At 36.5% G+C, this 22,897-nt stretch carries 21 protein-coding genes; 6 read left to right on the top strand and 15 right to left on the bottom strand.

Features of this window, described 5'->3' with window-relative positions:
- Positions 1-256: 256 nt before the first annotated feature.
- The 7 genes from hpf to ILS93_RS21765 form a co-directional block, all read right to left on the bottom strand.
- Positions 257-799, bottom strand: coding sequence for a ribosome hibernation-promoting factor, HPF/YfiA family (gene hpf / locus ILS93_RS21735; RefSeq protein WP_000671193.1), 543 nt, complete (start codon positions 797-799; stop codon positions 257-259).
- 320 nt (positions 800-1,119) lie between these two features.
- Positions 1,120-1,317: a cold shock protein CspC gene (cspC, locus tag ILS93_RS21740; RefSeq protein ID WP_001990088.1), complete on the bottom strand. Its 198-nt coding sequence runs from the start codon at positions 1,315-1,317 to the stop codon at positions 1,120-1,122.
- 126 nt (positions 1,318-1,443) lie between these two features.
- Positions 1,444-2,148, bottom strand: coding sequence for a ComF family protein (locus ILS93_RS21745; protein ID WP_064476195.1), 705 nt, complete (start codon positions 2,146-2,148; stop codon positions 1,444-1,446).
- On the bottom strand, positions 2,148-3,497 hold the full coding sequence (comFA, locus tag ILS93_RS21750) for an ATP-dependent helicase ComFA (protein WP_088047797.1): 1,350 nt from the start codon (positions 3,495-3,497) through the stop codon (positions 2,148-2,150). Before comFA ends, ILS93_RS21745 begins: the two co-directional genes overlap by 1 nt.
- A gap of 127 nt (positions 3,498-3,624) precedes the next feature.
- Positions 3,625-4,917, bottom strand: a complete 1,293-nt coding sequence (locus tag ILS93_RS21755) for a C40 family peptidase (RefSeq protein WP_098103025.1) — start codon at positions 4,915-4,917, stop codon at positions 3,625-3,627.
- A gap of 251 nt (positions 4,918-5,168) precedes the next feature.
- Positions 5,169-5,483 carry a winged helix-turn-helix transcriptional regulator gene (locus ILS93_RS21760; protein ID WP_000400858.1) on the bottom strand — a complete coding sequence of 105 codons (315 nt, stop codon included), beginning with the start codon at positions 5,481-5,483 and terminating at the stop codon, positions 5,169-5,171.
- Positions 5,484-5,655: 172 nt separating this feature from the next.
- The gene (locus ILS93_RS21765) at positions 5,656-6,498 is read right to left on the bottom strand and encodes a DegV family protein (protein WP_000844775.1); all 843 of its coding nucleotides are present in this window, start codon (positions 6,496-6,498) and stop codon (positions 5,656-5,658) included.
- A 239-nt stretch (positions 6,499-6,737) separates the two neighbouring features.
- Between ILS93_RS21765 and ILS93_RS21770 the strand changes: the two genes are divergently transcribed.
- Together ILS93_RS21770 and ILS93_RS21775 are read left to right on the top strand one after the other, a co-directional pair.
- The gene (locus ILS93_RS21770; RefSeq protein WP_000926678.1) at positions 6,738-7,373 is read left to right on the top strand and encodes a YigZ family protein; all 636 of its coding nucleotides are present in this window, start codon (positions 6,738-6,740) and stop codon (positions 7,371-7,373) included.
- 74 nt (positions 7,374-7,447) lie between these two features.
- Complete coding sequence (locus ILS93_RS21775) at positions 7,448-8,581, top strand: LCP family protein (protein WP_064476193.1); 1,134 nt, start codon at positions 7,448-7,450, stop codon at positions 8,579-8,581.
- 40 nt (positions 8,582-8,621) lie between these two features.
- Here the strand turns inward: ILS93_RS21775 and wecB are convergent, their stop codons facing one another.
- Together wecB and ILS93_RS21785 are read right to left on the bottom strand one after the other, a co-directional pair.
- Positions 8,622-9,737 carry a non-hydrolyzing UDP-N-acetylglucosamine 2-epimerase gene (gene wecB, locus ILS93_RS21780; protein WP_088047796.1) on the bottom strand — a complete coding sequence of 372 codons (1,116 nt, stop codon included), beginning with the start codon at positions 9,735-9,737 and terminating at the stop codon, positions 8,622-8,624.
- Between the two features lie 74 nt (positions 9,738-9,811).
- Positions 9,812-11,182, bottom strand: a complete 1,371-nt coding sequence (locus ILS93_RS21785; protein WP_315971459.1) for a UDP-glucose dehydrogenase family protein — start codon at positions 11,180-11,182, stop codon at positions 9,812-9,814.
- Positions 11,183-11,770: 588 nt separating this feature from the next.
- Here ILS93_RS21785 and ILS93_RS21790 point away from each other — a divergent pair.
- The 3 genes from ILS93_RS21790 (at position 11,771) to ILS93_RS21800 (ending at position 16,569) form a co-directional block, all read left to right on the top strand.
- A complete protein-coding gene (locus ILS93_RS21790) occupies positions 11,771-12,844 on the top strand; it encodes a glycosyltransferase family 4 protein (RefSeq protein ID WP_016718934.1) in 1,074 nt (357 codons plus the stop codon).
- 207 nt (positions 12,845-13,051) lie between these two features.
- Positions 13,052-13,789 (top strand): polysaccharide deacetylase family protein, encoded by a 738-nt coding sequence (locus ILS93_RS21795; protein ID WP_064476191.1) that lies wholly within the window; start codon positions 13,052-13,054, stop codon positions 13,787-13,789.
- A gap of 104 nt (positions 13,790-13,893) precedes the next feature.
- Positions 13,894-16,569: a sigma-54-dependent transcriptional regulator gene (locus ILS93_RS21800; RefSeq protein ID WP_064476190.1), complete on the top strand. Its 2,676-nt coding sequence runs from the start codon at positions 13,894-13,896 to the stop codon at positions 16,567-16,569.
- A gap of 100 nt (positions 16,570-16,669) precedes the next feature.
- On the opposite strand, the gene exsM is transcribed toward ILS93_RS21800, so the two are convergent.
- The gene (gene exsM / locus ILS93_RS21805) at positions 16,670-17,083 is read right to left on the bottom strand and encodes an exosporium regulatory protein ExsM (protein ID WP_098273202.1); all 414 of its coding nucleotides are present in this window, start codon (positions 17,081-17,083) and stop codon (positions 16,670-16,672) included.
- Positions 17,084-17,272: 189 nt separating this feature from the next.
- Here exsM and ILS93_RS21810 point away from each other — a divergent pair, with 189 nt between their 5' ends.
- Positions 17,273-18,454, top strand: a complete 1,182-nt coding sequence (locus ILS93_RS21810; RefSeq protein ID WP_064476188.1) for a chromate transporter — start codon at positions 17,273-17,275, stop codon at positions 18,452-18,454.
- A 38-nt stretch (positions 18,455-18,492) separates the two neighbouring features.
- Here ILS93_RS21810 and chbG read toward each other — a convergent pair whose 3' ends face one another.
- The 5 genes from chbG to ILS93_RS21835 all read right to left on the bottom strand — a co-directional run bounded on the left by chbG (position 18,493) and on the right by ILS93_RS21835 (position 22,708).
- Positions 18,493-19,197 (bottom strand): chitin disaccharide deacetylase, encoded by a 705-nt coding sequence (chbG, locus tag ILS93_RS21815; protein ID WP_064476187.1) that lies wholly within the window; start codon positions 19,195-19,197, stop codon positions 18,493-18,495.
- Positions 19,198-19,245: 48 nt separating this feature from the next.
- Positions 19,246-20,571, bottom strand: a complete 1,326-nt coding sequence (celF, locus tag ILS93_RS21820; protein WP_000145757.1) for a 6-phospho-beta-glucosidase — start codon at positions 20,569-20,571, stop codon at positions 19,246-19,248.
- A 3-nt stretch (positions 20,572-20,574) separates the two neighbouring features.
- Positions 20,575-20,898, bottom strand: a complete 324-nt coding sequence (locus ILS93_RS21825; RefSeq protein WP_000989050.1) for a PTS lactose/cellobiose transporter subunit IIA — start codon at positions 20,896-20,898, stop codon at positions 20,575-20,577.
- Positions 20,899-21,081: 183 nt separating this feature from the next.
- Complete coding sequence (celB, locus tag ILS93_RS21830; RefSeq protein WP_064476185.1) at positions 21,082-22,389, bottom strand: PTS cellobiose transporter subunit IIC; 1,308 nt, start codon at positions 22,387-22,389, stop codon at positions 21,082-21,084.
- Between the two features lie 16 nt (positions 22,390-22,405).
- Positions 22,406-22,708: a PTS sugar transporter subunit IIB gene (locus ILS93_RS21835; RefSeq protein WP_001023569.1), complete on the bottom strand. Its 303-nt coding sequence runs from the start codon at positions 22,706-22,708 to the stop codon at positions 22,406-22,408.
- Positions 22,709-22,897 lie beyond the last annotated feature (189 nt).

The raw sequence follows: 22,897 nt of genomic DNA on the forward strand, positions 1-22,897 counted from the left end.
TTTATTAAAATAAAACTTCCGATTGTTTTTCTTTTTCTCTATTACAATCAGTCGTTGTAAAAATCAAATGTATGTTATGCCAATTTTTCTCCTAATTAAAAAAACTAAAATGTATATACCTAATGATAATTGTAACACTTGTCTTATAACTATGACAACAATCGGCCGAATGTCTCGTTCTAAATTAAGGAAACTTTTTAAAAAAATCTATTTTCAGCAAAAAAAGCGCAGCCATTTCGGCTGCGCTTTTGAATTATTATTTAGTTTCAATTAAACCATATTTCCCATCTTTACGGCCATATACAACATTAGTTTCATTTGTATCAGCATTTGTGAAGACGAAGAAATTATGTCCTAGCATATCCATTTGTAGGATCGCTTCTTCAACGTCCATCGGTTTTAAATCAAATCGCTTTGTACGTACAAGTTCTAATTCATCCTCTTCTACCGCATCCAGAACAGCTACTGCTTCTGGAAGGATAAAGTTCGTTTTCACAGAACCTTTCTCACGTAACTTACGATTTACCTTTGTTTTATGTTTACGAATTTGTCGCTCAAGTTTATCAACTACTAAATCGATAGCAGCGTACATATCGCTATTAGTTTCTTCTGCACGAAGTAATAAATCAGTAAATGGAATTGTTACCTCGACACGTTGCTTGTCAGAGTATACTTTTAAATTAACTTTAATCTCTGGGAATGTATCAAAATAACGCTCTAACTTACTTAGTTTTTTCTCTACATATTCCTTTAATGCTGGAGTTACTTCAATATTTTCACCACGAATGTTGAATTTCATAGATGAATTCCTCCTTTCAAGCCTATGTACTATAATTTCGACATTGGCTTAAAAACTCCTTCTAACTTTTTTAAAAAAATTAGTGGAATTGCGATTTTTTTATCGTTTTTTGTTGAAATGAAAAGATGCATCGTTTCTATCTTTATTTTATCCTATTAACATCGTGAATAACGAATATAACTGTGGACAATTCGTTACAGAAAAGAAACAACTTTTTGACAACTTGATTCGTAACAAAAACCCCTTGCAAAAAACAAGAGGTTCTACCATATATATAACGTTGCCACAAACGCAGCTTTCTCTTCCCAAAAACAATATTCCTACAGTTTTACAACATTAGCTGCTTGTGGTCCACGTGCTCCATCTACAATGTCAAACTCAACTTGTTGCCCTTCTTCTAATGACTTATATCCATCTTGTTGAATCGCAGAAAAATGAACAAACACATCATCACCATCTTCACGCTCAATAAACCCAAATCCCTTTTCTGCATTGAACCATTTCACTCTTCCTTGCATGTTCATTCCATTCCCTTCACTCTTAAAATCAGGGCATTCGCCCCATACTTTGACTATAACGAATGACAACTTACGAAGTCAAAGAAGACTTATCGTCTTTTTATTATCCCTTTCGACAGTTACAGATCAACTTCTACAGAGCGTCAAACTAGAAACTTCCCTTGCTCCTCTATCGTATAAAAGACTTCCAATTTGTCTAACTGTAATTCCTGTCGTATATACATCATCAACGAGTAAGATATGTTGGCCCTGAAACATCTCTTCTCCCTGAAAATAAAAAGGATTACTTCCCGAAAGCCTTTCTTTACGTGTCTTCTTACTTTGCTTTTCTGTTTCCCTTCTTCTTAATGAGGGATAAGAAATTTTGACAGGCAAACAAGCTGCTAATAACTCTGCTTGATTAAAACCACGTTCATATTCCCGTTCCCTACTAAGCGGAACAGCAATAACACTTGAAACATCCGTAAAATACTTTTGAAATAGTTCCCGAAAGGATCGATGAAAAATACGAACCAACTCCGCATCCCCCCGGAACTTAAACTGTGCTAATATTTCTTTCATCTCATCATCGTACACGTGCAAAGAACGATTTTTAAAAGGACGATACTTCTCCACATTTATCCACCTTACGCAATCCATACAAATATCATTTTCTTTATATTCGGAAGGCAAGTCCTCTAAAGGTCGCCCACACTCTATGCAAATCTCTCCTATAATATAGGAAAGTTTCCGCTCACACCTATCACATATATATTTTTTAAGAGGCTTTACAAAGAAGGTGTACCAACTAACTGTTTCCAACATATACTCATCGCAAAGTAGACAATACATTAATCGATTAACCCTTGTTCTTTCGCCTTTTTGTTCATACTTTGAATATGCCTTTTCGCGCGTACCATCGCCTCTGTCTTACCATAATGAAAATAAACGACCTCACCATAAGGTTCTTCAAAACTACGACCTGCTCGGCCTGCAATTTGTACGAGCGCACTTTCTGAAAAGATTGCTTCTTCTGCCCCTAACACCGCAACTTGTAAATTCTTCACAGTTACTCCTCTCTCTAAAATTGTCGTTGTAACTAATAACGGAATTTCTCCCTTTCTGAACGCTGCTACTTTTTCTTTTCTCATCGGATCTTCTGCATGTACACCTTCCACTCTATTATCCAACGATTTCAATAACAGGCTCATTTCTTCTATATATCGCACATGGGGAACAAATAAAAAAATGGGATACTTTTTGCTTACGTACATTTTTAACCATTGTAGTAACACTCGAGGAATTCTTTTATGGTGGAGACTTTTCTTCCAATTTCCGCACCAGCAAAATAGAGGAACTGGTAACGGGTGCCGGTGATATCGCCCAGAGACAATGACACCTTTTTGTTTACCCCTTCTGAAATTGCGCTTCCACTTTTCATCGGGAGTTGCCGTTAAATAAATACGCGCCGCTTTCTCTTTCATCGCTTGTTTTACTGCATACTGTAGCATTTGATCTGCATGATACGGGAAGGCATCTATCTCATCTACAATCATGACATGAAACGTTCTATAGTAACGTAACAGTTGATGCGTAGTTGCAACGACTAAAGCTGCATCTTTGTCCCTATCTTCACTTCCTCCGTATAAGGACGCTACATTTACATTTGGAAACACTTTTTGTAATCTCGGCGCTAATTCTAGTACAACGTCTGTTCTTGGCGTTGCGATACAAACCCTTTCTCCTTTTCGCAATGCCTCTTCCATACCGTAAAATAACATTTCTGTCTTTCCAGCCCCGCACACAGCCCAAATAAAAAAAGAGTCTTTCTTCTTAATAGCTTCTATAACACCTTGCGCCGCCAACTCCTGACCAGTAGACAAGGCCCCGTTCCACTGTAACGAATTTACACCTTTTTCTCCTTTTCTTTCAGCAATCCCACGAACAAGTACAGCACATTCACTTACCCTCCCCATCGTTATACACTTCCGGCAATACGTACATACTTTACTGCACCTTTTACATAAAAATGATGCAAATAGTCGCTGCTCTATATTTCCGCAGCGCTGACATATATATTTAGAAGCCTTCTTTATTACACCTTGTACACATACGACCTCCCCCTTCTTTTTCAAATCATGTAATGTATCCCGTAAATCTGAAGAGAGTTCCTCTAATAGTAACTGTTTCCCTGCCAACATCAGCAAGCACCTCCAGCACTACTATAAACCCTTCTCATAATCTCGTAAAAACTCAAAAAAGCCGATAACCTACTTATAAAATAGTAAGCTATCGACTTTATACACATGTTTTATTCTTTTATAAATCCTAGAATCTACCGTATCCTAAGAAATGTTTTTGGTTGTAGCTACTGCTTAAGCTAGCGTAAGCAATCCCTTTATCACCAGCATGAATCATTTGGCCATTCCCAACGTAAATACCGATGTGAGATGGGCCTGCTTTATAAGTACCTTGGAAGAATACTAAATCTCCAGGTTGTGGGCTACTTACTTTTGAAACTGAGTTCCAGTAACCGTTAACGTCTTGACGACCTACACCAAAGATGTAAGAAATGAATCCACTACAGTCAAAACCACCGTTTGATGGAGATGCACTTCCCCAAACATATGGCATACCTAAGTATTGTTGTGCTTTACCAATTACGCCAGGAGCCGGAGTTGGACCTGGTGTTGGTTCTGATTTTTTCTCTTCTTTTTTAGGTGCTTCTTTTTTAGGCTCTTCTTTTTTAGGTTCTTCTTTTTGAGCTGGTGCTGCTGGCTGAGCAGGTGCCGCTTGTGCTGGTTGAGCTTGCGCATCTTTAGCAGCTTGTTCTGCTTGTTTTTGAGCAGCAGCTTCTTGTGCAGCTTTTTCTTGTGCTTCTTGTTCAGCAATACGTTGTAATTGTAGTGCTTGTTTTTCAAGATCTTTCAATTGACTTTCCGTACTTGTCATTGAAGTTACAACTGTATCCATTTTACCGCTTAAATCATTTACTGCTGTTGATTTTTTCGCTTTTTCAGCGTCAAGTTCTTTCTTAGCAGTTTCAATTTGAGCTTGTGCTTCTTTTAATTCTTTTTGCTTTGTTTTTACCGTTTCAACATCTTTTTTCACGTTCGCTTGATCTTCTTGTTGTGTTTTCATGATATCTTCATCAGACTCAAGAATTTTAGAAACAGAAGTTAAACGATCAACTAAATCTGCAACGTTTTTAGAGTTTACAAGAACTTCTGTTACAACGTTCGTATTTGGTTGTTCTTGAAGTGCAACTAAACGTTTTCTTAATAACTCTTCACGTTTTGCAATTTTCGTTTGTAGTTCTGCAATATCTTTATTTTTATTTTCGATTAATTGCTCAGTATCCGCAACTTTTTTCGTTGTTTCATCAAGTTTAGAAGCATTCGCTTGAACAGATTTATCCAAACCTTGAATTGTTTTGTTTAAGTCATTCATTTGTTTTTGTAATTCATCACGTTCTTGTTGTTGTTTATGTAAAGTGTCATTTTGTGTATTAATTTGTGATTTCACGTCAGAAATTTTATCTTCTGCAAATACATTTGGTGTTAGTCCTGAAAACATTAACCCTGCAACTAATGCGCAAGATGCCATTTTTAGCTTTTTCATTTTATTTTTTACACCGCTTTCTTTTGTCTTTTTCCGTATATAACCTATAAAATTTATACCATAATTCGGGATTTTTTTTGCTAATGTTACGCTATTGTAAAACAAATGTAATATTATATGTAACTCTATCGCAAAATATGCATATTTTTGTATATATGTGTAGAATTCTAAAAGCTTTTTATAAGCAAAGAAAAAACGCAAGGTTTCCCTTACGTTTTGTTACATACACTAATACGAATGAAATCAAAACGTTATTTCATCCATTTCTCAGCCCAATTTTGGACTTCATCCATAACACTTTCTAATGCTTTCCCTTTTTCAGTTAAGCCGTACTCGATTCGAACTGGTACTTCTGGATAAACATTACGCACTACAATGCCTTCGCTTTCCAATTCCTTTAAACGCTCTGATAACATACGATCGCTCATATTCGGTATAATATCTGCGATTTCTCTAAAACGTTTTGACTCTTCAAGCAAAGATTTAATAATTAAGCCAGTCCATTTTTTACTAAGCAAAGTAAAAGCTGACTCAAACTTTGGACATAAACAAGAATTATGCTCCATATGTTTCACCTCTCTTCCATTATAATATAGTTTCTTGTAAAAAGTAAGTTATAAAACTTTCCTCATTATTTTATTTTACGTACATTTTACCATTTCCAAATATTAACTTGTCAACTACACGTAAAATATCCGTAAAAAAACCCTCTTCAAAAAGAGAGCTTTTTATATCTTATTACTTCGTATACCATCCAAGACCTAGTGCACCTTCACCTAAATGCGTACCAATTACAGCACCGAAATAGCCTGTGCGGATTGTAACATGAGGATATTTTGCTTCTAATTCTGCCTTCCATTCATTCGCTTCCTCTTCACGTTGTGCATGAATGATAACTGCTTCCATAGGTACACCTTGACTTGCTTGCTCATCAAAAATTTCAACAATTCGTTTTAACGCTTTTTTACGTGTACGAATCTTTTCAAATGGAATAATGATTTTATCTCTAAAATATAAAACAGGCTTCACTTGTAACAAACTACCAATGAAAGCTTGTGCACTATTTAATCGTCCTCCACGTTGTAAATGATGTAAATCATCCACTACAAAATAAGCGTCCATCGTTTTCTTCATTTCATCAAAACGGGCAACGATCTCTTTCGGATCCTTTCCTTCGCTTGCTAGCTTTGCACCTTCACGTACATAGAATCCTTGTACTTCACAACTAATTTCAGAGTCGTACGTATATACATCAATACCCTCTACCATTTGCCCGGCTGTCGTTGCCGTTTGATATGTACCACTAATCCCACTTGAAAGATGAATGCTAATAACCGCATCATAATCCTTAGATAGTTCTTCAAATAACTCAACAAACTTTCCGATTGCTGGCTGAGAAGTTTTCGGAAGTTCTTCTTGCTCACGTACTTTTACATAGAAATCATCTACTGAAATTTCAGCTTCTTCTTGATAAGATTCCGTTCCAAACACAACGTTTAATGGAATCATATATATATTGAGTTCATCACGAATATGCTTCGGTATATATGCTGTACTATCAGTAACAATAGCTGTTTTCATTTGCGTACCTGCCTTATAAAAAAGTTTTTATTCCCTAAGTTTACACGAAAACTAAAAATGGTGCATCCATACATGAAAATGCCGATTTGAAATCATACTTACCATCTCGACAAATTACAACAAGAAGGTGAAATACTCACCAAAAATTTCAACTTATTTATAAAAAATGTTTGAATATAAAAACGCTCGCTTTTAAAATGTAAAGTACTAGTCATTTTGGTAGATAGGGGCGTATACGAGTGTTATTACAATATTTAACAATCAAAGACTACGGTGAGCACGAAATTGTCATTCAAAAATCAAGATTTATTTGTTACGTTAGCAGAGCTACAACCGAAGCAGAAGCTCAAGAATTTATACAAAAAATAAAAAAACAAAATTGGAATGCCACACATAATTGTTCTGCGTATTTGATTGGCGAACAAGATCAAATCCAAAAAGCAAATGATGATGGAGAACCTAGCGGCACAGCTGGCGTACCTATGTTAGAGGTACTAAAAAAACGCGGTTTAAAAGATACCGTCGTTGTCGTTACACGCTATTTTGGTGGCATCAAACTTGGCGCAGGTGGATTAATTCGCGCATATGGAAAATGTACAAGCGAAGGCATTAATCATGTCGGTGTTGTTCAGCGAAAACTAATGCGTGTTATGCAGACCGAAATTGATTACACATTACTTGGCAAAATTGAAAATGAATTACGTAATTCGAAATATGCCATTAAAGATATACATTATCTCGAAAATGTCACATTTGATACGTATGTAGAAGAAGACGGAAAACAAGCATTCACAGATTGGATGATTGAGTTAACAAATGGGAAATGTACAATTACAGAAGGAGATATGTTGTACTTAGAACAAGATGTTATCTAAGAATAACTACATCCTCACCTTTAAAGATTAATGTAGTGAATTACTTTCCTACAAATGAACTAAGGAGATTATATATGGAAGAACGTTATTATCATCTCCAAAATAGCAGAATAAAAAAGAAACGAAGAAGAAAGTTTTTCTACTTCCTTATTTTCGTATTTTTATTTGGTGGTGTAGGACTTTATATATTAAATTCCTACTCTTCTCTCATGGGGATGTATAGTGGTTTTACTCGTGAAAAATCGGACTTGAGAACCGAAGATGTAGAAATTACAAAGGAGCCTTTTACACTCCTCATTATGGGTATAGAAGATTACGCAACGGACGGTCAAAACGGTCGTACAGATTCATTAATGTTTGCGACCGTCAACCCTAAAACTAAAAAGATTTCGCTTATGAGTATCCCTCGTGATAGTCGCGTTCCAATTGTTGGTAAGAACAAAGAGGACAAAATTAACGCTGCGCACGCTTACGGTGGAGAAGAAATGGCAATCAAAACTGTCGAAGGTTTTCTAAAAGTGCCTGTAGACCATTATCTTAAAATTGATTTCCAAGGCTTTAAAGGTATTGTTGATGCTGTTGGCGGTGTTACTGTTGATGTCCCATTCGATTTTTGGGAGCGTTCGGACGTGGATTACTACAAAAAAATCGAATTTAAGCAAGGACAACAAGACTTAAATGGGGAAGAAGCACTCGCATATGTACGTATGCGAAAGCAGGATCCAAACGGCGATTATGGTCGGGCCGCTAGACAAAGACAATTACTAGCCGCTGTTGCTCAAAAACTAAATTCAGCCTCTACCGTATTTAAAATTAAAGATTTAACGGCCGTCGTTGGAAAATATATAAAAACTGACATTCCTATTTCTGACGGACTTGCACTTTACAATAAACTATCTGGGTTTGATCCTTCTACAATACAAACGTTCAAACTTGAAGGAGAAGACAAAAAAATAGGTGGGATTTATTACTTCCTTCCAGACCCAATCGGTGTAGAGACAGTACGTAACGAAATTAAAAAAGAATTAGGAGAAACAGCAAACACTCAAGAAAATCCAACTACAAAAACCCAATCAAATCCTTCTTCAAATGCTAACTCTAACGAAAAAGCGAAGAAAGAAACGAATCAGAATCAGAACCAAACACCAACTGAACCTCCTCCATCCACAAATGCTCATGCAGAGTGGATTATGAGAAATCAGCAATAACAAAAAGAGCCAAATCGCATATGATTTGGCTCTTTTTTATTTACTTATTAAAGTGTTGCAAAATTGCTTCTACAATACGCTCTGATGCACGGCCATCACCGTAAGGATTAGATGCTTTTGACATCTTATCATGAGCTGCTTTATCTGATAACAACTCATCAGCAAGACCAAAGATTGTCTCTTCGTCTGTTCCTGCTAATTTCAATGTACCTGCGTCAATACCTTCTGGGCGTTCTGTTGTATCACGAAGAACAAGAACCGGTACACCTAATGACGGCGCTTCTTCTTGTACACCACCAGAATCAGTTAACATTAAGTATGAACGAGCTGCAACATTGTGGAAATCAATTACATCTAGCGGCTCAATTAAATGAATGCGGCTATGATCGCCTAAAATATCATTCGCTGTTTCACGAACAACAGGGTTCATATGAACAGGATACACAACTTGTACGTCTTCATGCTTATCAACAAGACGTTTAATTGCACGGAACATGTTACGCATTGGCTCTCCTAAGTTTTCACGACGATGAGCTGTCATAAGTACAAGACGATCGTTTCCAAGTTTCTCTAGTACAGGATGACTATATGTTTCTTTTACAGTCGTTTTTAGTGCGTCAATCGCTGTATTTCCTGTTATGAAAATGCGTGACTCATCTTTATTTTCTTTCTGTAAGTTCGTTGCTGATTTTGTTGTAGGTGAGAAATGAAGATCTGCCATGACGCCTGTTAATTGGCGATTCATCTCTTCTGGGTATGGAGAATATTTATCCCATGTACGAAGTCCTGCTTCAACATGCCCTACTGGAATTTGATTGTAGAAAGCAGCTAAACTTGCAATAAATGTTGTCGTTGTATCACCATGTACAAGTACAATATCCGGCTTTGCTTCTTTCATTACTTTATCCAAACCTTCTAAACCACGCGTTGTAATATCAATTAAAGTTTGGCGGTCTTTCATAATATTCAAATCGAAATCTGGCGTAATTCCAAAGATACTTAATACTTGGTCTAACATTTGACGATGTTGTGCTGTTACAGTCACAATCGATTCAATTTTGTCTGGATGCTTTTGCAACTCTAACACAAGAGGTGCCATTTTAATTGCTTCTGGACGTGTCCCGAAAATTGTCATTACTTTTAAACGTTCAGTCATTTCATTGCCTCTTTTCTTTCACTAGTTACAAATTCTATTATGACATATAAGAATATACATGAATACATGCCTTTTTAACGAATAACGGAAAAGTCCCTTTTACAAATACTTTCTCTTCCAACCGAATAATAATCTATTTCTTGCTTCTTGACATCCTCAATAGTATAACAATTTCTTCCATCTAATAAAATAGGCTCTCTCATAAGTTGTGCGTACTTTTCTAACGGATAAGCTCGGATAGCCTCCCATTCTGTCATGATAAAAGCCGCACTCGCTCCTCTAATCGATTCATCTATACATTCGCTATATTGTATAGTCTCTCCAAAGATATTTTTCATATTTGGAATCGCTTTTGGGTCATATAGAACTACATCCGCACCTATATGAATTAATTCTTGTATCATAATAAGGGACGGTGCGTCTCTTATATCATCAGTATTCGGTTTAAATGCCGCTCCCAGCACCGCAATCCGCTTCTTGTTCATATTTAATACTTTCTTCGCTTTCTCAATCAATAACAACTGTTGTTTATTATTCACTTCAATGACTGCTTTTAACAAGCGAAAATCATGCGCCACATTCCCTGCAATTTGCACAAGGGCTTTCGTATCTTTCGGAAAACACGAACCCCCATAACCAATGCCAGCATTTAAAAAAGACGCCCCAATTCTCTTATCCATTCCCATCCCTTGTGCAACGTCTAATACATTGGCTCCTACCTTCTCACATATATTTGAGATTTCATTGATAAAACTAATTTTTGTCGCTAAAAAAGCATTCGATGCATATTTAATCATCTCTGCACTTTTTATATCTGTAACATACGTTTTCAAGCGTAATTCACTATACAAATTCTCCACTTTTCGTGCCGCTTCCTCATTATCTGCTCCAATTACAATACGATCTCCCTGAAAAAAATCGTAAATCCCTGAACCTTCCCGTAAAAATTCCGGATTCGATACAATATGTAATTCATATCTATTTTGTAATTTCTCCTCAATCCATCCCCTCATAACATCATTTGTACCTACAGGAACCGTACTTTTCGTAACGACAATAATGTCGTTCGTCGCATATGTTCCAATATCGTCACAAGCTCTTCGAATATATGTTAAATCCGCTGTCCCATCTAATAAAGATGGCGTTCCAACTGCAATAAATATAAATTCTGCATCGTAAAATGCTTTTACTCTACATGTTGTAAAAGTTAAACAATCATTCTCACATGCATCATTTATTAATTCATATAAACCCGCTTCATAAATTGGCAGATCTCCTTGCTTTATCCGTTCAATTTTCTCATCATTTATATCAAAACATGTGACTGAATGGCCTAACATTGCCAATCCTACTCCTGTAATTAATCCAACGTATCCGGTACCTATTATCGTAATTTTCATTTCCTTTTCGCACAGGAATATACAATAGAAAATATACGAATACATAGAATTCTCCCTGTGCTTCCCCCTCTCACATTAAAAATGAGAAAACTCTTTTACTTCTTTATTATATGAATTACTTTTTCCATTCTTTTTTAAGTTTTTGTAAAATTACATGTAAGAATATAAAATGAAACTTTATTCAGTGAGGGGCATCCATCATCGACTAATTATTAGTTAAACCAATCGGCCTTTTACAGGAATTAAGATCGCCACCTAACTTCTTTTCTCCAACTGAATTTTGAGGTGCGAACCTTACTGCCCGTTCATGCAGATAAATTCCCACATTTTAACACGGAACTTACTCATTTCTACGTGTAACACTTATAATACTGAAATAAAAGTATTCACTATCGAAGAAAAAGAGAAAATGTCATATTCCAAAGCCCAATACGATTAACCTTCTCAAATGATTCAACATTCTGTATACAATTGTCATATATTCTATCTGCTTCCATTTACCGTAAACAGAAAAAAAGATTGAATTCTAATCTTTTTGTGATACCATATGTTATGAGCCTGTAAATAAACATCATAATTTTCAGATAAATGTATTAAAAAATTTACGTTAGACTATAAAAGGGTGGGGTATTAATGGACTCACAAGTGATTTATGCCATTTTGGCATCTTTCATCACTGTACTCGTCGTTACTCCTTTAGTTATTAAGTTAGCTTTTAAAATAGGAGCAACAGATAAGCCAAACGCTCGTAAAGTACACCAAAAGATTATGCCTCGTCTTGGCGGATTAGCGATATTTATTGGTGTAGCTGTAGGATTTGTTGTCGGCGGCTTATATGAACAAAGAATGTTATCGATAACGCTAGGTGCGATTATCATTGTAATCATCGGTATTTTAGATGATATGTACGAGTTATCTGCGAAGGTAAAATTCGGTGGACAACTATTAGTTGCCATAATGATTGTAAAAAGTGGATTATTAGTGCAAGTATTATATATTCCAATCCTCGGGGATACTGAACTCGGATGGCTTGCTTATCCAATTACAGTATTTTGGATTGTAGGTATTACAAATGCAATCAACTTAATTGATGGCTTAGATGGGTTATCTGCTGGTATTTCATCTATCGTACTTGCAACGCTAGCATATATGGCCTTCACTAGCCCATGGGGCACTGGAGCCGCTATTATCTTACCGCTAGCATTAATTACATTAGCAAGTACAATTGGATTTTTATTCTACAACTTCCATCCAGCAAAAATTTTCATGGGAGATACAGGCGCACTATTTTTAGGATACTGTATTTCTGTTATATCGTTACTTGGATTATACAAAAGTGTAACGTTATTCAGCTTTATCGTTCCAGTTATCATTTTAGGCGTACCTGTATTTGATACGACATTTGCAATTATCCGCCGTATCGTAAATAAAAAACCTATTTCAGCACCAGATAAATCGCATTTACATCACCGTTTACTTGCAATGGGCTTCTCTCATCGTAAAACGGTACTAATTATATACGCATTCGGTATTTTCTTTAGTGTAAATGCAATCATTTTCTCTAGTGCGACATTATGGTTATCCATTATTCTTCTTTTCGTTTTAATCTTCTTTACAGAAATCATTGCTGAAGTAATTGGGCTTGTACATGAACGTTACAAACCACTTATTTCCTTCTATAAAAAAGTGAAAAAACGCGAAGACTAATTGTAGTATAGCCTTTACAATTATGAAATATTCAAATAGCACCCTCTTTCTTATAAGAGGGTGCTATTTTTTATTTTTTACTCCTCATTTCATATTTCCAAAATATAGTTTGTTTGAGAGTCCCACTATTGGAGAAAGATATACATAATAAGAAAAGGATTATATTTTCTTTTTTACATCTTGATTGTCAAACTGAGGGTGAATGTTATGATCAAGCGAGTATCTCAATACATTATTTTATTTTTAACGATTACTATGTACGCGTCATCTCATGCAGGAGCAACTACAATGCCCCCTGCTGAACATCATCCAAATACTGAAACTACCTCTCCTATCCAAAAAATCGCGTACTTAACATTTGATGACGGACCAAACAAATATACTACGCAAATTTTAAACATCTTAAAAGAAAAGAACGGAAAAGCAACTTTCTTTGTTATTGGTGGAAAAGTGCCACATTATAAAAAAACAATGCAACGATTAATTAAAGAGGGGCATTATATCGGACTTCACAGTATGTCACACGATGTAAAACGCCTTTACACTGGTGATCCATCCGCTTTAATTACAGAAATGGAACAAACACAAAATATTGTTCAGCAAGTTACAAAATTAAATACACATCTCGTTCGTGTCCCGTACGGTAGCATGCCTTACTTAAAAAAGAATTACCGTGATGCACTTGTATCCGCCCAGTATAAAATGTGGGATTGGACAATCGATACATATGACTGGAAAAGCTATGACAATCCTTCTGCCATACTAGAAAGAGTACGTAATCAGAGCGATGAACAAGTCGAAGTGATTTTAATGCATGACTCGAGTGTAACCGTACAAATACTGCCCAAAGTAATTGATTACTTACAGTCACAAGGATACAAACTTCTTCCCTATAATCCATCTTCTCACCTCGAAGTGAACTTTTGGAAAGACACAAGATTGTAACAGCTTTAGTGCCTATGTGCTAAAGCTGTTTTATTTTTCTCTTCCCACCCTTCCCATTTTTGTGTAAAATTTTAAATAGCGATGAATTTTCGAGGTGAATAGAAATGAAACGAATAGATCTCATTTTTAACGCAATACAAGAAGGTAATTATATAGAAGGTGTAACCGCATCAGAACTCGCTAGCCTTCTACAACTAGATCGCGCCAATGTAAGTAGCGACTTAAACAAACTTGTAAAAGATAAACGTTTATTAAAAACAAATACGCGTCCTGTTCGTTTTTATATAGAAACGAACGCTTCGTTGGAAACGCATTCAAAGGAAATGACTTCATTAGATACATTTGCAATTGAAAATACAAGCCTTAAAATCGCAATCGAAAAAGCGAAAGCTTCTATTCTCTATCCTCCAAACGGTATGCATACTTTACTGCTAGGAGAAACAGGGGTCGGAAAATCTATGTTCGCTTCTTTAATGCACGAATATGCAATTGAAGTTGAACAGCTTCCTAAAAATGCACCATTTATCGTCTTTAACTGTGCCGATTACGCAAATAATCCACAGCTACTACTGGGGCAATTATTTGGGATTAAAAAAGGAGCTTATACAGGGGCAAGTGATCAAAAAGGGTTAATTGAAAAAGCACATGAAGGGATCCTTTTCTTAGATGAAGTACATCGCCTTCCTCCCGAGGGACAAGAAATGCTTTTCACCTTTATTGACCGCGGGGTATACCGCCGCCTTGGAGAAACAGAAAACGAGCGTACAGCACAAGTATTAATCATTACTGCAACAACAGAAGAACCAAATTCATTTTTATTAAAAACATTTACAAGACGTATACCAATGACTGTTACGCTACCACCACTTCGTGAGCGTACACATAAAGAACGATTTGCTTTACTGCAACTATTTTTCACAAATGAAGCAATCCGTCTGCGAAAAGAAATTCACGTTAGTCCGAATGCAATGCGCGCTTTCGTCTTTTACAATTGCCCCAATAACATCGGGCAATTAAAAACGGATGTACAAATTGCCTGTGCGAAAGCCTACTCTGAATTTGTGACAAAGAAACGTGATTCTGTCTATGTTTCAAGTACAGATTTACCTTGGTATATGAAAGAAGGACTATTCATTGAAAGAAAGAGCCGTCATCTATACCAAATACCAAATGAAACATTTATATTTACAAGTGATGAAGGTTGGAGTAATCATAAAATAGAGAATGAAAAACGGTCTTCTATTTACGATTATATTGATTATAAATACGAAGAACTTCAAGCTCGCGGTATTGAAGAAGACGAATTAGAATTACTAATAGAAAATGATATTCAAAGCTTTTTCGTACAATATTTTAACCAAATTTCCAAAAAAACAAGTCATGAAAATGTTTTTAAAATTGTGGATCGTAATATCGTTTCCGTATGTGAAAGAATTGCGGAACTTGCTGAAAAGCATTTATCTAAGACGTTTGATGAAAAAGTATTTCTCGCTTTAAGCTTACATGTACAGACAACTCTACAACGTTTACAAGCTGGGAAACAAATTCATCACCCACAATTAAATCAAATTCGTACGAAATATAAAGACGCTTTTTCCGTAGCCATGCAATGCATTCAACTACTGGAGGACGAATTACACATAACAATGCCTATTGATGAAGCAGGCTTTTTAACAATGTTCTTCGTTGTTGATCCAATTCCTGCCTCACAAACAGAAGTAAAGGTATTAATATTAGCGCACGGCAACGGCATCGCAACAGAAATGGCAAACGTCGCAAACGAACTGCTCGGCATTGAGGAAGTAACCGGTATCGATATGCCGTTACATGAATCGCCGAAAGATTTCTTAGAGCGTGTGAAAGTGTATATGAAAACACTCCAAAATGTAAATGGACTTCTCTTACTCGTCGATATGGGCTCGCTCGCTTATATTGGTGATATATTAGAAACTGAGTTCAAAATTCCGGTACGTGTTCTTTCCATGACAAGCACTCCACATGCACTAGAAGCAGCTCGAAAAGCTCAACTTGGCTACTCGTTAGATGCATTATATGAAACAGTGAAGAACTTAACACCGTTTTACTTAAACGTACAAGAAGAAAAGAAAAAGCCACTATCACCAATGAAGTCTGTTATTTTAACAGCTTGTTTAACTGGGGAAGGCAGTGCTTTAGCTATTCAAAAAATGTTAGAGAACTATTTGCGATTTGACAAAGACTTAATTGAAATTATTCCGATTAGTATCGTCCATGAAAAAGATTTAACGAAAATGATTGAGAATATAAAAAAAGAACGGAATATCATTTGTATCGTCACAAATTTCGATGTGCAGGTGCCATGCTTAACATACCATTTCCAAGACATTGTAAACTACACAGCGATTCAGCCAATTCAAGAATTAATTACGTATGAAGAAACATATGCAAAAATGGCTGATATTCTGGAACAACAAATGCAGCGGAACGACGGAGCATTACTTATTAAAACAATTCGTTACGCATTAAATACAATTCAAGAATTAATTTCCTTACAGCTAACTCCTGACAGCTTAATGGGTGTGATTCTGCATATGAGCTGTATGGTTGACCGTCTTCAAAAAGGAGAAAGCCTCCTCCCTCATCCAGATAAAGAGAAACGAAGACAAGATGAGTACTGGATGTATATGAAAGTGAAAAAAGCATTACAACCAATTGAAAATACATTTGAAATACAAATACCTGATGATGAAGTGTTTTATATCATGGACTTCTTCATTAAAAATCAGCCTGTAAAAAATTAATCGAAGTATTTTTTTAAATATATCGATTTAACGATAATAAACACTAAAATTTGCACCTTATAGAAAAAAAGGCTGTTCCAAAATATGGACAGCCTTTTTTCTACTTCTTTACTTTTCTGATTCTCCCCCTGATTTCGCCCTTCTTATTGGACTTTGTATAAACATTTACATATACATTTGCCTGAATGATTTCTTGAAGTAGGCTATCAAACGCTCTTCCCTGTAAAGGGCCTTCAAAATCTTCCACATTGACTACACCGGTCACGACTCCTTCATTTACACTAATACCTTGCTTTATTGGACCAAACAAATTTAAAATCACTGGACCTATTTGATCCGCTTTTCCTAAATGAATTTGGCATGATGTAACTTTTTCGATGTTTTTCAATATGATCCGATATTGTAATTTCTTTAAATCATCACTAAATATAAACTCTGTTACACCATAAGCTTCTGTATTTACAGGAGGTATTTCCCTCTTTCCTGTTAACCTCGCAAAGAAATGTGTTGTCATACGGGCATTCTCCTCATATAAATTTCCCAGCACTACTTCTACTACTTTATGGTTTATACATAATCATTTATGACTTTTTCAAATTTTAATTACGAAGAAAAGATTCACACAATCTTTACATTAGAATCGTTCCTTTTGCTTCACTATCTTTTGTATAATGCACATAGAAAAACATTCTCGGAGGTCGTTTTGAAAAATAACAAATACACTTTTCACACATTATTAGAGATTTTTCTCGTTTCATTTAAATTAGGAATTACTTCATTTGGTGGCCCCGTCGCCCATCTCGGCTATTTCCACCACGAATATGTACAAAAAAGAAAATGGATGGATGAACGAAGCTATGGTGATTTAGTAGCACTATGCCAATTCCTCCCTGGTCCTGCTAGCAGCCAAGTCGGTATGGGGGTTGGATTATTAAGAGGCGGGGTATTAGGTGCTATTATTTCATGGATTGGATTCACTTTACCGTCTGTGCTTGTTTTAGTTTTCTTCGCCTCATTCCTTAATCAGTTCGATCTTGGAAGTGCTGGCTGGATTCACGGACTAAAACTTGTAGCAGTCGCCATTGTTGCTCATGCCATATGGGGAATGGCACAAAAATTAACGCCAGACCGAAATCGTGCGACGATTGCGATTGTAACTGCCGCAATCGCCTTATTATGGCCAAGCAGTTGGACACAAGTCACCCTTATTATAATATCGGGCTTTATAGGCTGGTTTTTATATCGCAACCAACCAATTAGCCAATCTCAAAATATAAAAGTACCTATTTCAAAAAAGATAGCAGTTTCTTGTCTCATCTTATTCTTCGGACTATTAATACTGCTACCAATAGTAAGACCGTTCTCTTATTACATCGCTTTATTTGATAGTTTCTATCGCTCTGGTGCACTTGTATTTGGAGGCGGACACGTCGTTCTACCCCTTCTTGAAGGTGAGTTCGTACAAAACGGAATGATGACGAAAGAACAGTTCCTAGCTGGATACGGATTAACACAAGCGGTACCAGGTCCACTATTTACATTCGCCTCTTATATAGGAGCAGTTTTAAACGGGACGCTTGGAGCCATACTCGCAACAATTGCGATCTTTCTTCCTGCTTTCTTGCTCGTTATTGGTGTTTTACCATTTTGGGACAGTGTGAGAAAAATCTCTTACATACAAGGTGCACTACTTGGAATCAATGCAGCCGTTGTCGGTATTTTATTAGCAGCTTTTTATGATCCTATTTGGACAAGCACAATTATAAACGCTGTAGATTTTGTTTTTGCGTCTCTTCTATTTTGCTTGCTCGCTTTTTGGAAAACACCACCTTGGGTTATCGTTATACTCGGAGCCTTTGGCGGGTATGTTCTATCCATCTTGTAAGCAAAAAACGACGGCATTATATAGCCGTCGTTTCTCTATTAAAACTTCACAAGTTCTATTCCTTCAGGCAACTCGCTCTCTGTTAAAATACGCAATTCTTTCACACGATCCATTACGTAAGAAGAACGCTTCACAAGCTCTGGATCAATATAAGCTGGATGAACCATAATTTCTACCGTTTGTTCACCTTTTACTCTTTCTTTTAACTTCACAAAGTAATCTTCCGTCACACCATCCGCGTAAAAATCACTGTAAAACACGTCAGAAAACGGGCGTACTGCTCGCTCTTCCTCACAACGACGAATTGGAACATTATATGTAGCCGCTAACCTCTCAAGAACATCGTGCAAGATTGGTAATCCATGTACATGATGATGACTATCTAAATGAGTTGGCGTTAATCCGTAAGATAGGAATTTCTCAATTTGAGCAGTCCACTCTCTCTCTACTTCTTCTGGATTTACATTCCCTTTCCATACGACGCTTTGTTTATGAAACAATCCATCACTACTTACAAGTGATGGTACGTCTCTAAGAAGTGGTTTCCCTGCTGTTAATACGAGATGTACGCCTACTCCGAGTAGGTTATACTCTTTTGCTAAGCGTACCGCATGCTCTGTTCCTGGCATATTCATCATCATTGTCGTTGAATTTACAAGTCCATTTATATGTCCATCAATAATGCCGTAATTTGTACCTTCTGTAAGACCGAAATCATCTGCATTTACAATTAACTTAATCATCGTAATACCTCCTAATAGAATAAAAAAAGCGGGCTAAATAGCGCCGCTTTATTTCTCTACCTTTTTGAAGAACTGTGGAAGATATTCTTTATGTGCTTCCAACATTTCATCTAAAATTTGTTTTGCAACTTTATCTGATGGTACAAGTGGATTAATTGTCATAGCAAGCAGCGCTTTATGGTAATCCCCTGTAACAGCAGCTTCAATTGTTGTGCGCTCAAATGATTTAATTTGTTGTACTAAACCGCGAACTGGTACGGGAAGATCTCCAACTGCAATTGGTTTTGGACCTTCTTTCGTAATAATACAGTTCACTTCAACAGCCGAATCATGTGGTAAGCTTGCAATTGTTCCGTTGTTTCGTGTATTAACAGGCTGAATATCACCTTTATTATTGTAAATAGACGTAATTAAGCTACATGCTGCGTCACTATAATAAGCGCCGCCACGTTTTTCTAATTGTGGTGGTTTAATATCTAAGTTCGGGTCTTTATATAACTCGAATAAATCATCTTCTAATTGTTTTACTACTTCTGCACGTGTACCTTTTTCAACAGAAGCTTCTTTCTCTTCTTCTAACATTTCACGTGTTTTGTAGTAATAACGGTGGTATGGGCATGGAATTGCACGAAGGCCGCGAATAAAGTCTGGCTCCCAGTTAAGCGCTGCAATATTTTCCATCGTAATTTGCTTTTCTGGATCTGTTACAAGCTCTAACACACGATCCATTACACTTACGCCATCTAAATATACATCTAGTCCGTATACCATATGATTTAAACCTGCGAAATCAACGTGGACACGACTTGCATCTACTTCAAGTAATCTTGCAAGACCCATACGGATTCCGATTGGAACGTTACATAGACCAACTACTCTTTGAATATTTGTATAACGGAGCACAGCTTCCGTTACCATACCAGCTGGGTTCGCGAAGTTAATTAACCATGCATTCGGACAAAGCTCCTCCATATCCTTACAAATATCTAAAATAACAGGAATCGTTCTCAGTGCTTTGAATAAACCACCAGGACCATTCGTTTCCTGACCGATTACATCATATTTTAATGGGATTGCTTCATCTTTTGCACGAGCTTCTAATAAACCTACGCGAAGCTGCGTTGTTACGAAGTCAGCATCTTTTAATGCTTCACGGCGATCAAGTGTTAAATGTACCTCGATTGGTAAACCAGATTTTTTCACCATACGTTTCGCTAAGTTACCAACGATTTCTAACTTTTCTTTTCCTGCCTCAATATCTACTAACCAAATTTCACGAACAGGAAGCTCATCATAACGCTTAATAAATCCTTCAATTAACTCTGGTGTATAACTAGATCCACCGCCGATTGTAGCAATTTTAATTCCAGTCATGCTTTATTCCCCTTTCGCTTCTAACTTTTTATAAAGGTCAATAAATTCAGCTGCTAATTCTTTTACTGTAATCGCATTCATTAAATGATCCTGTGCATGAATTAAAAGAACACTAATCTCTGTTTTTTCTCCTCTTGCTTCTGATTGTATGAGCTCTGTTTGGAAATGATGCGCTTCATTAATCGCTTCTTTCGCCTTTACCATCGCTTCATCAGCCTCTGCCATTTTCCCCTGTTTGGCAAATTGAAGTGCCTCCATCGCAAAGCTTCGTGCATTACCACTATTTAAAATTAATTGGAATGGAATTTGTTCTGCTGTAGTCATCATAATTACCGCCCTCTCTATTATGGTTCAACCGATTGAAATACCCCTTCAGTTTGAACATTTCTATTAAATTATTATTTTATGAATGATAGTTTGGTGTTCTTGTAGATGGGTCTCATCTTTCTGAACATGATATAAAGGTGATTGTTCTCACAGATAATGTTACCCGTGAGAACAATTACTATGTTACATAGGTACAGAGTTGTTATTTCCTTGTGCTGCTGCTTTTTCAGTACGAACAACAGAACGGTCAGATAATACAACGAATGGATAGTAGATTACCATCGCAATTACAAAGTTGAATAACTGTAGAATTGCACCTGAAAGATGTCCACCTGTTACAAGATAACCACTAATAATTGGTGGTGTTGCCCATGGAATCATCACAACTGTTTTTGGTACCCAACCAATAGATATTGCTGTATAAGAAGTAATTACTAATACAATTGGTGTTAGGATAAACGGTAAGAATAAAATTGGATTTAAAATAATTGGTGTACCAAAGATTACTGGTTCGTTAATATTGAATGCACCTGGTCCAATTGATAAGCGAGATACACCGCGTAATTGTGCACTTTTTGCTACAATTAATACGACCACTAAGAACGCTAATGTTGCACCAGAACCACCAAGATATACGAAAGTATCAAAGAATGGTTTTGTAATAATGTTTGGAACATCAAATGCAGATGTACCACCTTGGAATAACTTCATATTTTTCTCTAATGCCGGTAAGTATAATGGCTCAATAATACCACCAACGATATTTGGCCCATGTAAACCGAAGAACCAAAGAAGATGAACAAGGAGTACAATGATAATTGCACTTGGTAATGTCCCTGCTAAACTTTGCAGTGGTGATTGAATCGTGTTAAAGATAAATTCATGAACACTTGTACCAGCTAATTTCACTGCTAATTGAATACCTGCAACTACTGTTAAGATAACAAATGCTGGAACTATAGCTGCGAAAGATCTTAAAACTGCTGGCGGTACTCCATCAGGCATTTTAAAAGTAATGTTTCTTTGTACAAAGAAACGGAATACTTCAGTAACAAGGAGTGCCACGATAATTGCTACGAATAGCCCTTGTGCCCCTGTCCAAGCTAAGTTCAATCCGCCTTCTTTCGGTGTTGTTGGCGTAAGAATAATTAACGCACCAAATGAAATAATACCTGCTGACAAACCATCAACGCCGTAAGATTTTGCTAAGTTATAACTTGTTGTAAATGCTATGATTAGTGCTAAAATTGCGAAAGAACCAGTCCACATTCCACCGCCAACTTGTTTCCACGTTTCACCAAACAAACCTTTCATGAACTCTTGGAAAGCTTCAGACGGAAAACCATTAATTAGTGATGCCAGTGCACCAACTAAAATAAGTGGCATAACTGCAATAAATCCATCACGGATCGCAGCTAAGTGACGTTGCGATCCGATTTTACCAGCGACAGGAACAATATATTTCTCCATGAATGCAATAAACTTTTGCATTTCGCTTCCCCCCTAATTATTTTTTAAGTGTTAATGCGTGATCTAAAACTGCTTCTCCATTCATCATGCCGTAGTGCATTGGATTAATAACGTCGATTCCAACGTTTCTCTCATCAGCGAGCGTTTTCATTGAAGAAAGCATGTAACGAACTTGTGGTCCTAGTAATAATACATCTGCTTGATCGATATTTGTTTTTACTGCATCCCCAGATACAGCCCAAATCTTTCCTTCTAGACCGCGAGCTTTTGCAGCCGCTTCCATTTTTGTAACTAGTAAACTTGTAGACATCCCTGCTGAGCAACATAATAAAATATTCATTTGAAAATCCCCCTTGTGTAGTATAAAAAATTTATGTTTATTTATTTTTCTTTACGCTATTTATTAATGCAATTAGCGTGCCAACTTTTTAAAACCACTAAAATCAGCACTTTTCCGACTGTTTTCTTTGTGTGTTAACGCTTTCAATTAGTGTGTCACCAAAAAAACACACAGTGTGTTATAAAACAA

The sequence above is a fragment of the Bacillus sp. 16GRE42 genome, assembly GCF_019837435.1.
In the GTDB taxonomy this organism is placed as follows: Bacteria; Bacillota; Bacilli; order Bacillales; family Bacillaceae_G; genus Bacillus_A; species Bacillus_A wiedmannii.

Coding starts and splice junctions, on each gene's coding strand:
- ILS93_RS21755 (WP_098103025.1), bottom strand. CDS start 4,917: ATGAAAAAGCTAAAAATGGCATCTTGCGCATTAGTTGCAGGGTTAATG.
- ILS93_RS21825 (WP_000989050.1), bottom strand. CDS start 20,898: ATGATGACTACAGCAGAACAAATTCCATTCCAATTAATTTTAAATAGT.
- ILS93_RS21785 (WP_315971459.1), bottom strand. CDS start 11,182: ATGTATTCGTATATTTTCTATTGTATATTCCTGTGCGAAAAGGAAATG.
- ILS93_RS21790 (WP_016718934.1), top strand. CDS start 11,771: ATGGACTCACAAGTGATTTATGCCATTTTGGCATCTTTCATCACTGTA.
- ILS93_RS21835 (WP_001023569.1), bottom strand. CDS start 22,708: ATGAATATTTTATTATGTTGCTCAGCAGGGATGTCTACAAGTTTACTA.
- comFA (WP_088047797.1), bottom strand. CDS start 3,497: ATGTTGGCAGGGAAACAGTTACTATTAGAGGAACTCTCTTCAGATTTA.
- ILS93_RS21775 (WP_064476193.1), top strand. CDS start 7,448: ATGGAAGAACGTTATTATCATCTCCAAAATAGCAGAATAAAAAAGAAA.
- celF (WP_000145757.1), bottom strand. CDS start 20,571: ATGACTGGAATTAAAATTGCTACAATCGGCGGTGGATCTAGTTATACA.
- hpf (WP_000671193.1), bottom strand. CDS start 799: ATGAAATTCAACATTCGTGGTGAAAATATTGAAGTAACTCCAGCATTA.
- ILS93_RS21760 (WP_000400858.1), bottom strand. CDS start 5,483: ATGGAGCATAATTCTTGTTTATGTCCAAAGTTTGAGTCAGCTTTTACT.
- exsM (WP_098273202.1), bottom strand. CDS start 17,083: ATGACAACACATTTCTTTGCGAGGTTAACAGGAAAGAGGGAAATACCT.
- ILS93_RS21765 (WP_000844775.1), bottom strand. CDS start 6,498: ATGAAAACAGCTATTGTTACTGATAGTACAGCATATATACCGAAGCAT.
- chbG (WP_064476187.1), bottom strand. CDS start 19,197: ATGATTAAGTTAATTGTAAATGCAGATGATTTCGGTCTTACAGAAGGT.
- ILS93_RS21795 (WP_064476191.1), top strand. CDS start 13,052: ATGATCAAGCGAGTATCTCAATACATTATTTTATTTTTAACGATTACT.
- ILS93_RS21800 (WP_064476190.1), top strand. CDS start 13,894: ATGAAACGAATAGATCTCATTTTTAACGCAATACAAGAAGGTAATTAT.
- celB (WP_064476185.1), bottom strand. CDS start 22,389: ATGCAAAAGTTTATTGCATTCATGGAGAAATATATTGTTCCTGTCGCT.
- wecB (WP_088047796.1), bottom strand. CDS start 9,737: ATGACTGAACGTTTAAAAGTAATGACAATTTTCGGGACACGTCCAGAA.
- ILS93_RS21745 (WP_064476195.1), bottom strand. CDS start 2,148: ATGTATTGTCTACTTTGCGATGAGTATATGTTGGAAACAGTTAGTTGG.
- cspC (WP_001990088.1), bottom strand. CDS start 1,317: ATGCAAGGAAGAGTGAAATGGTTCAATGCAGAAAAGGGATTTGGGTTT.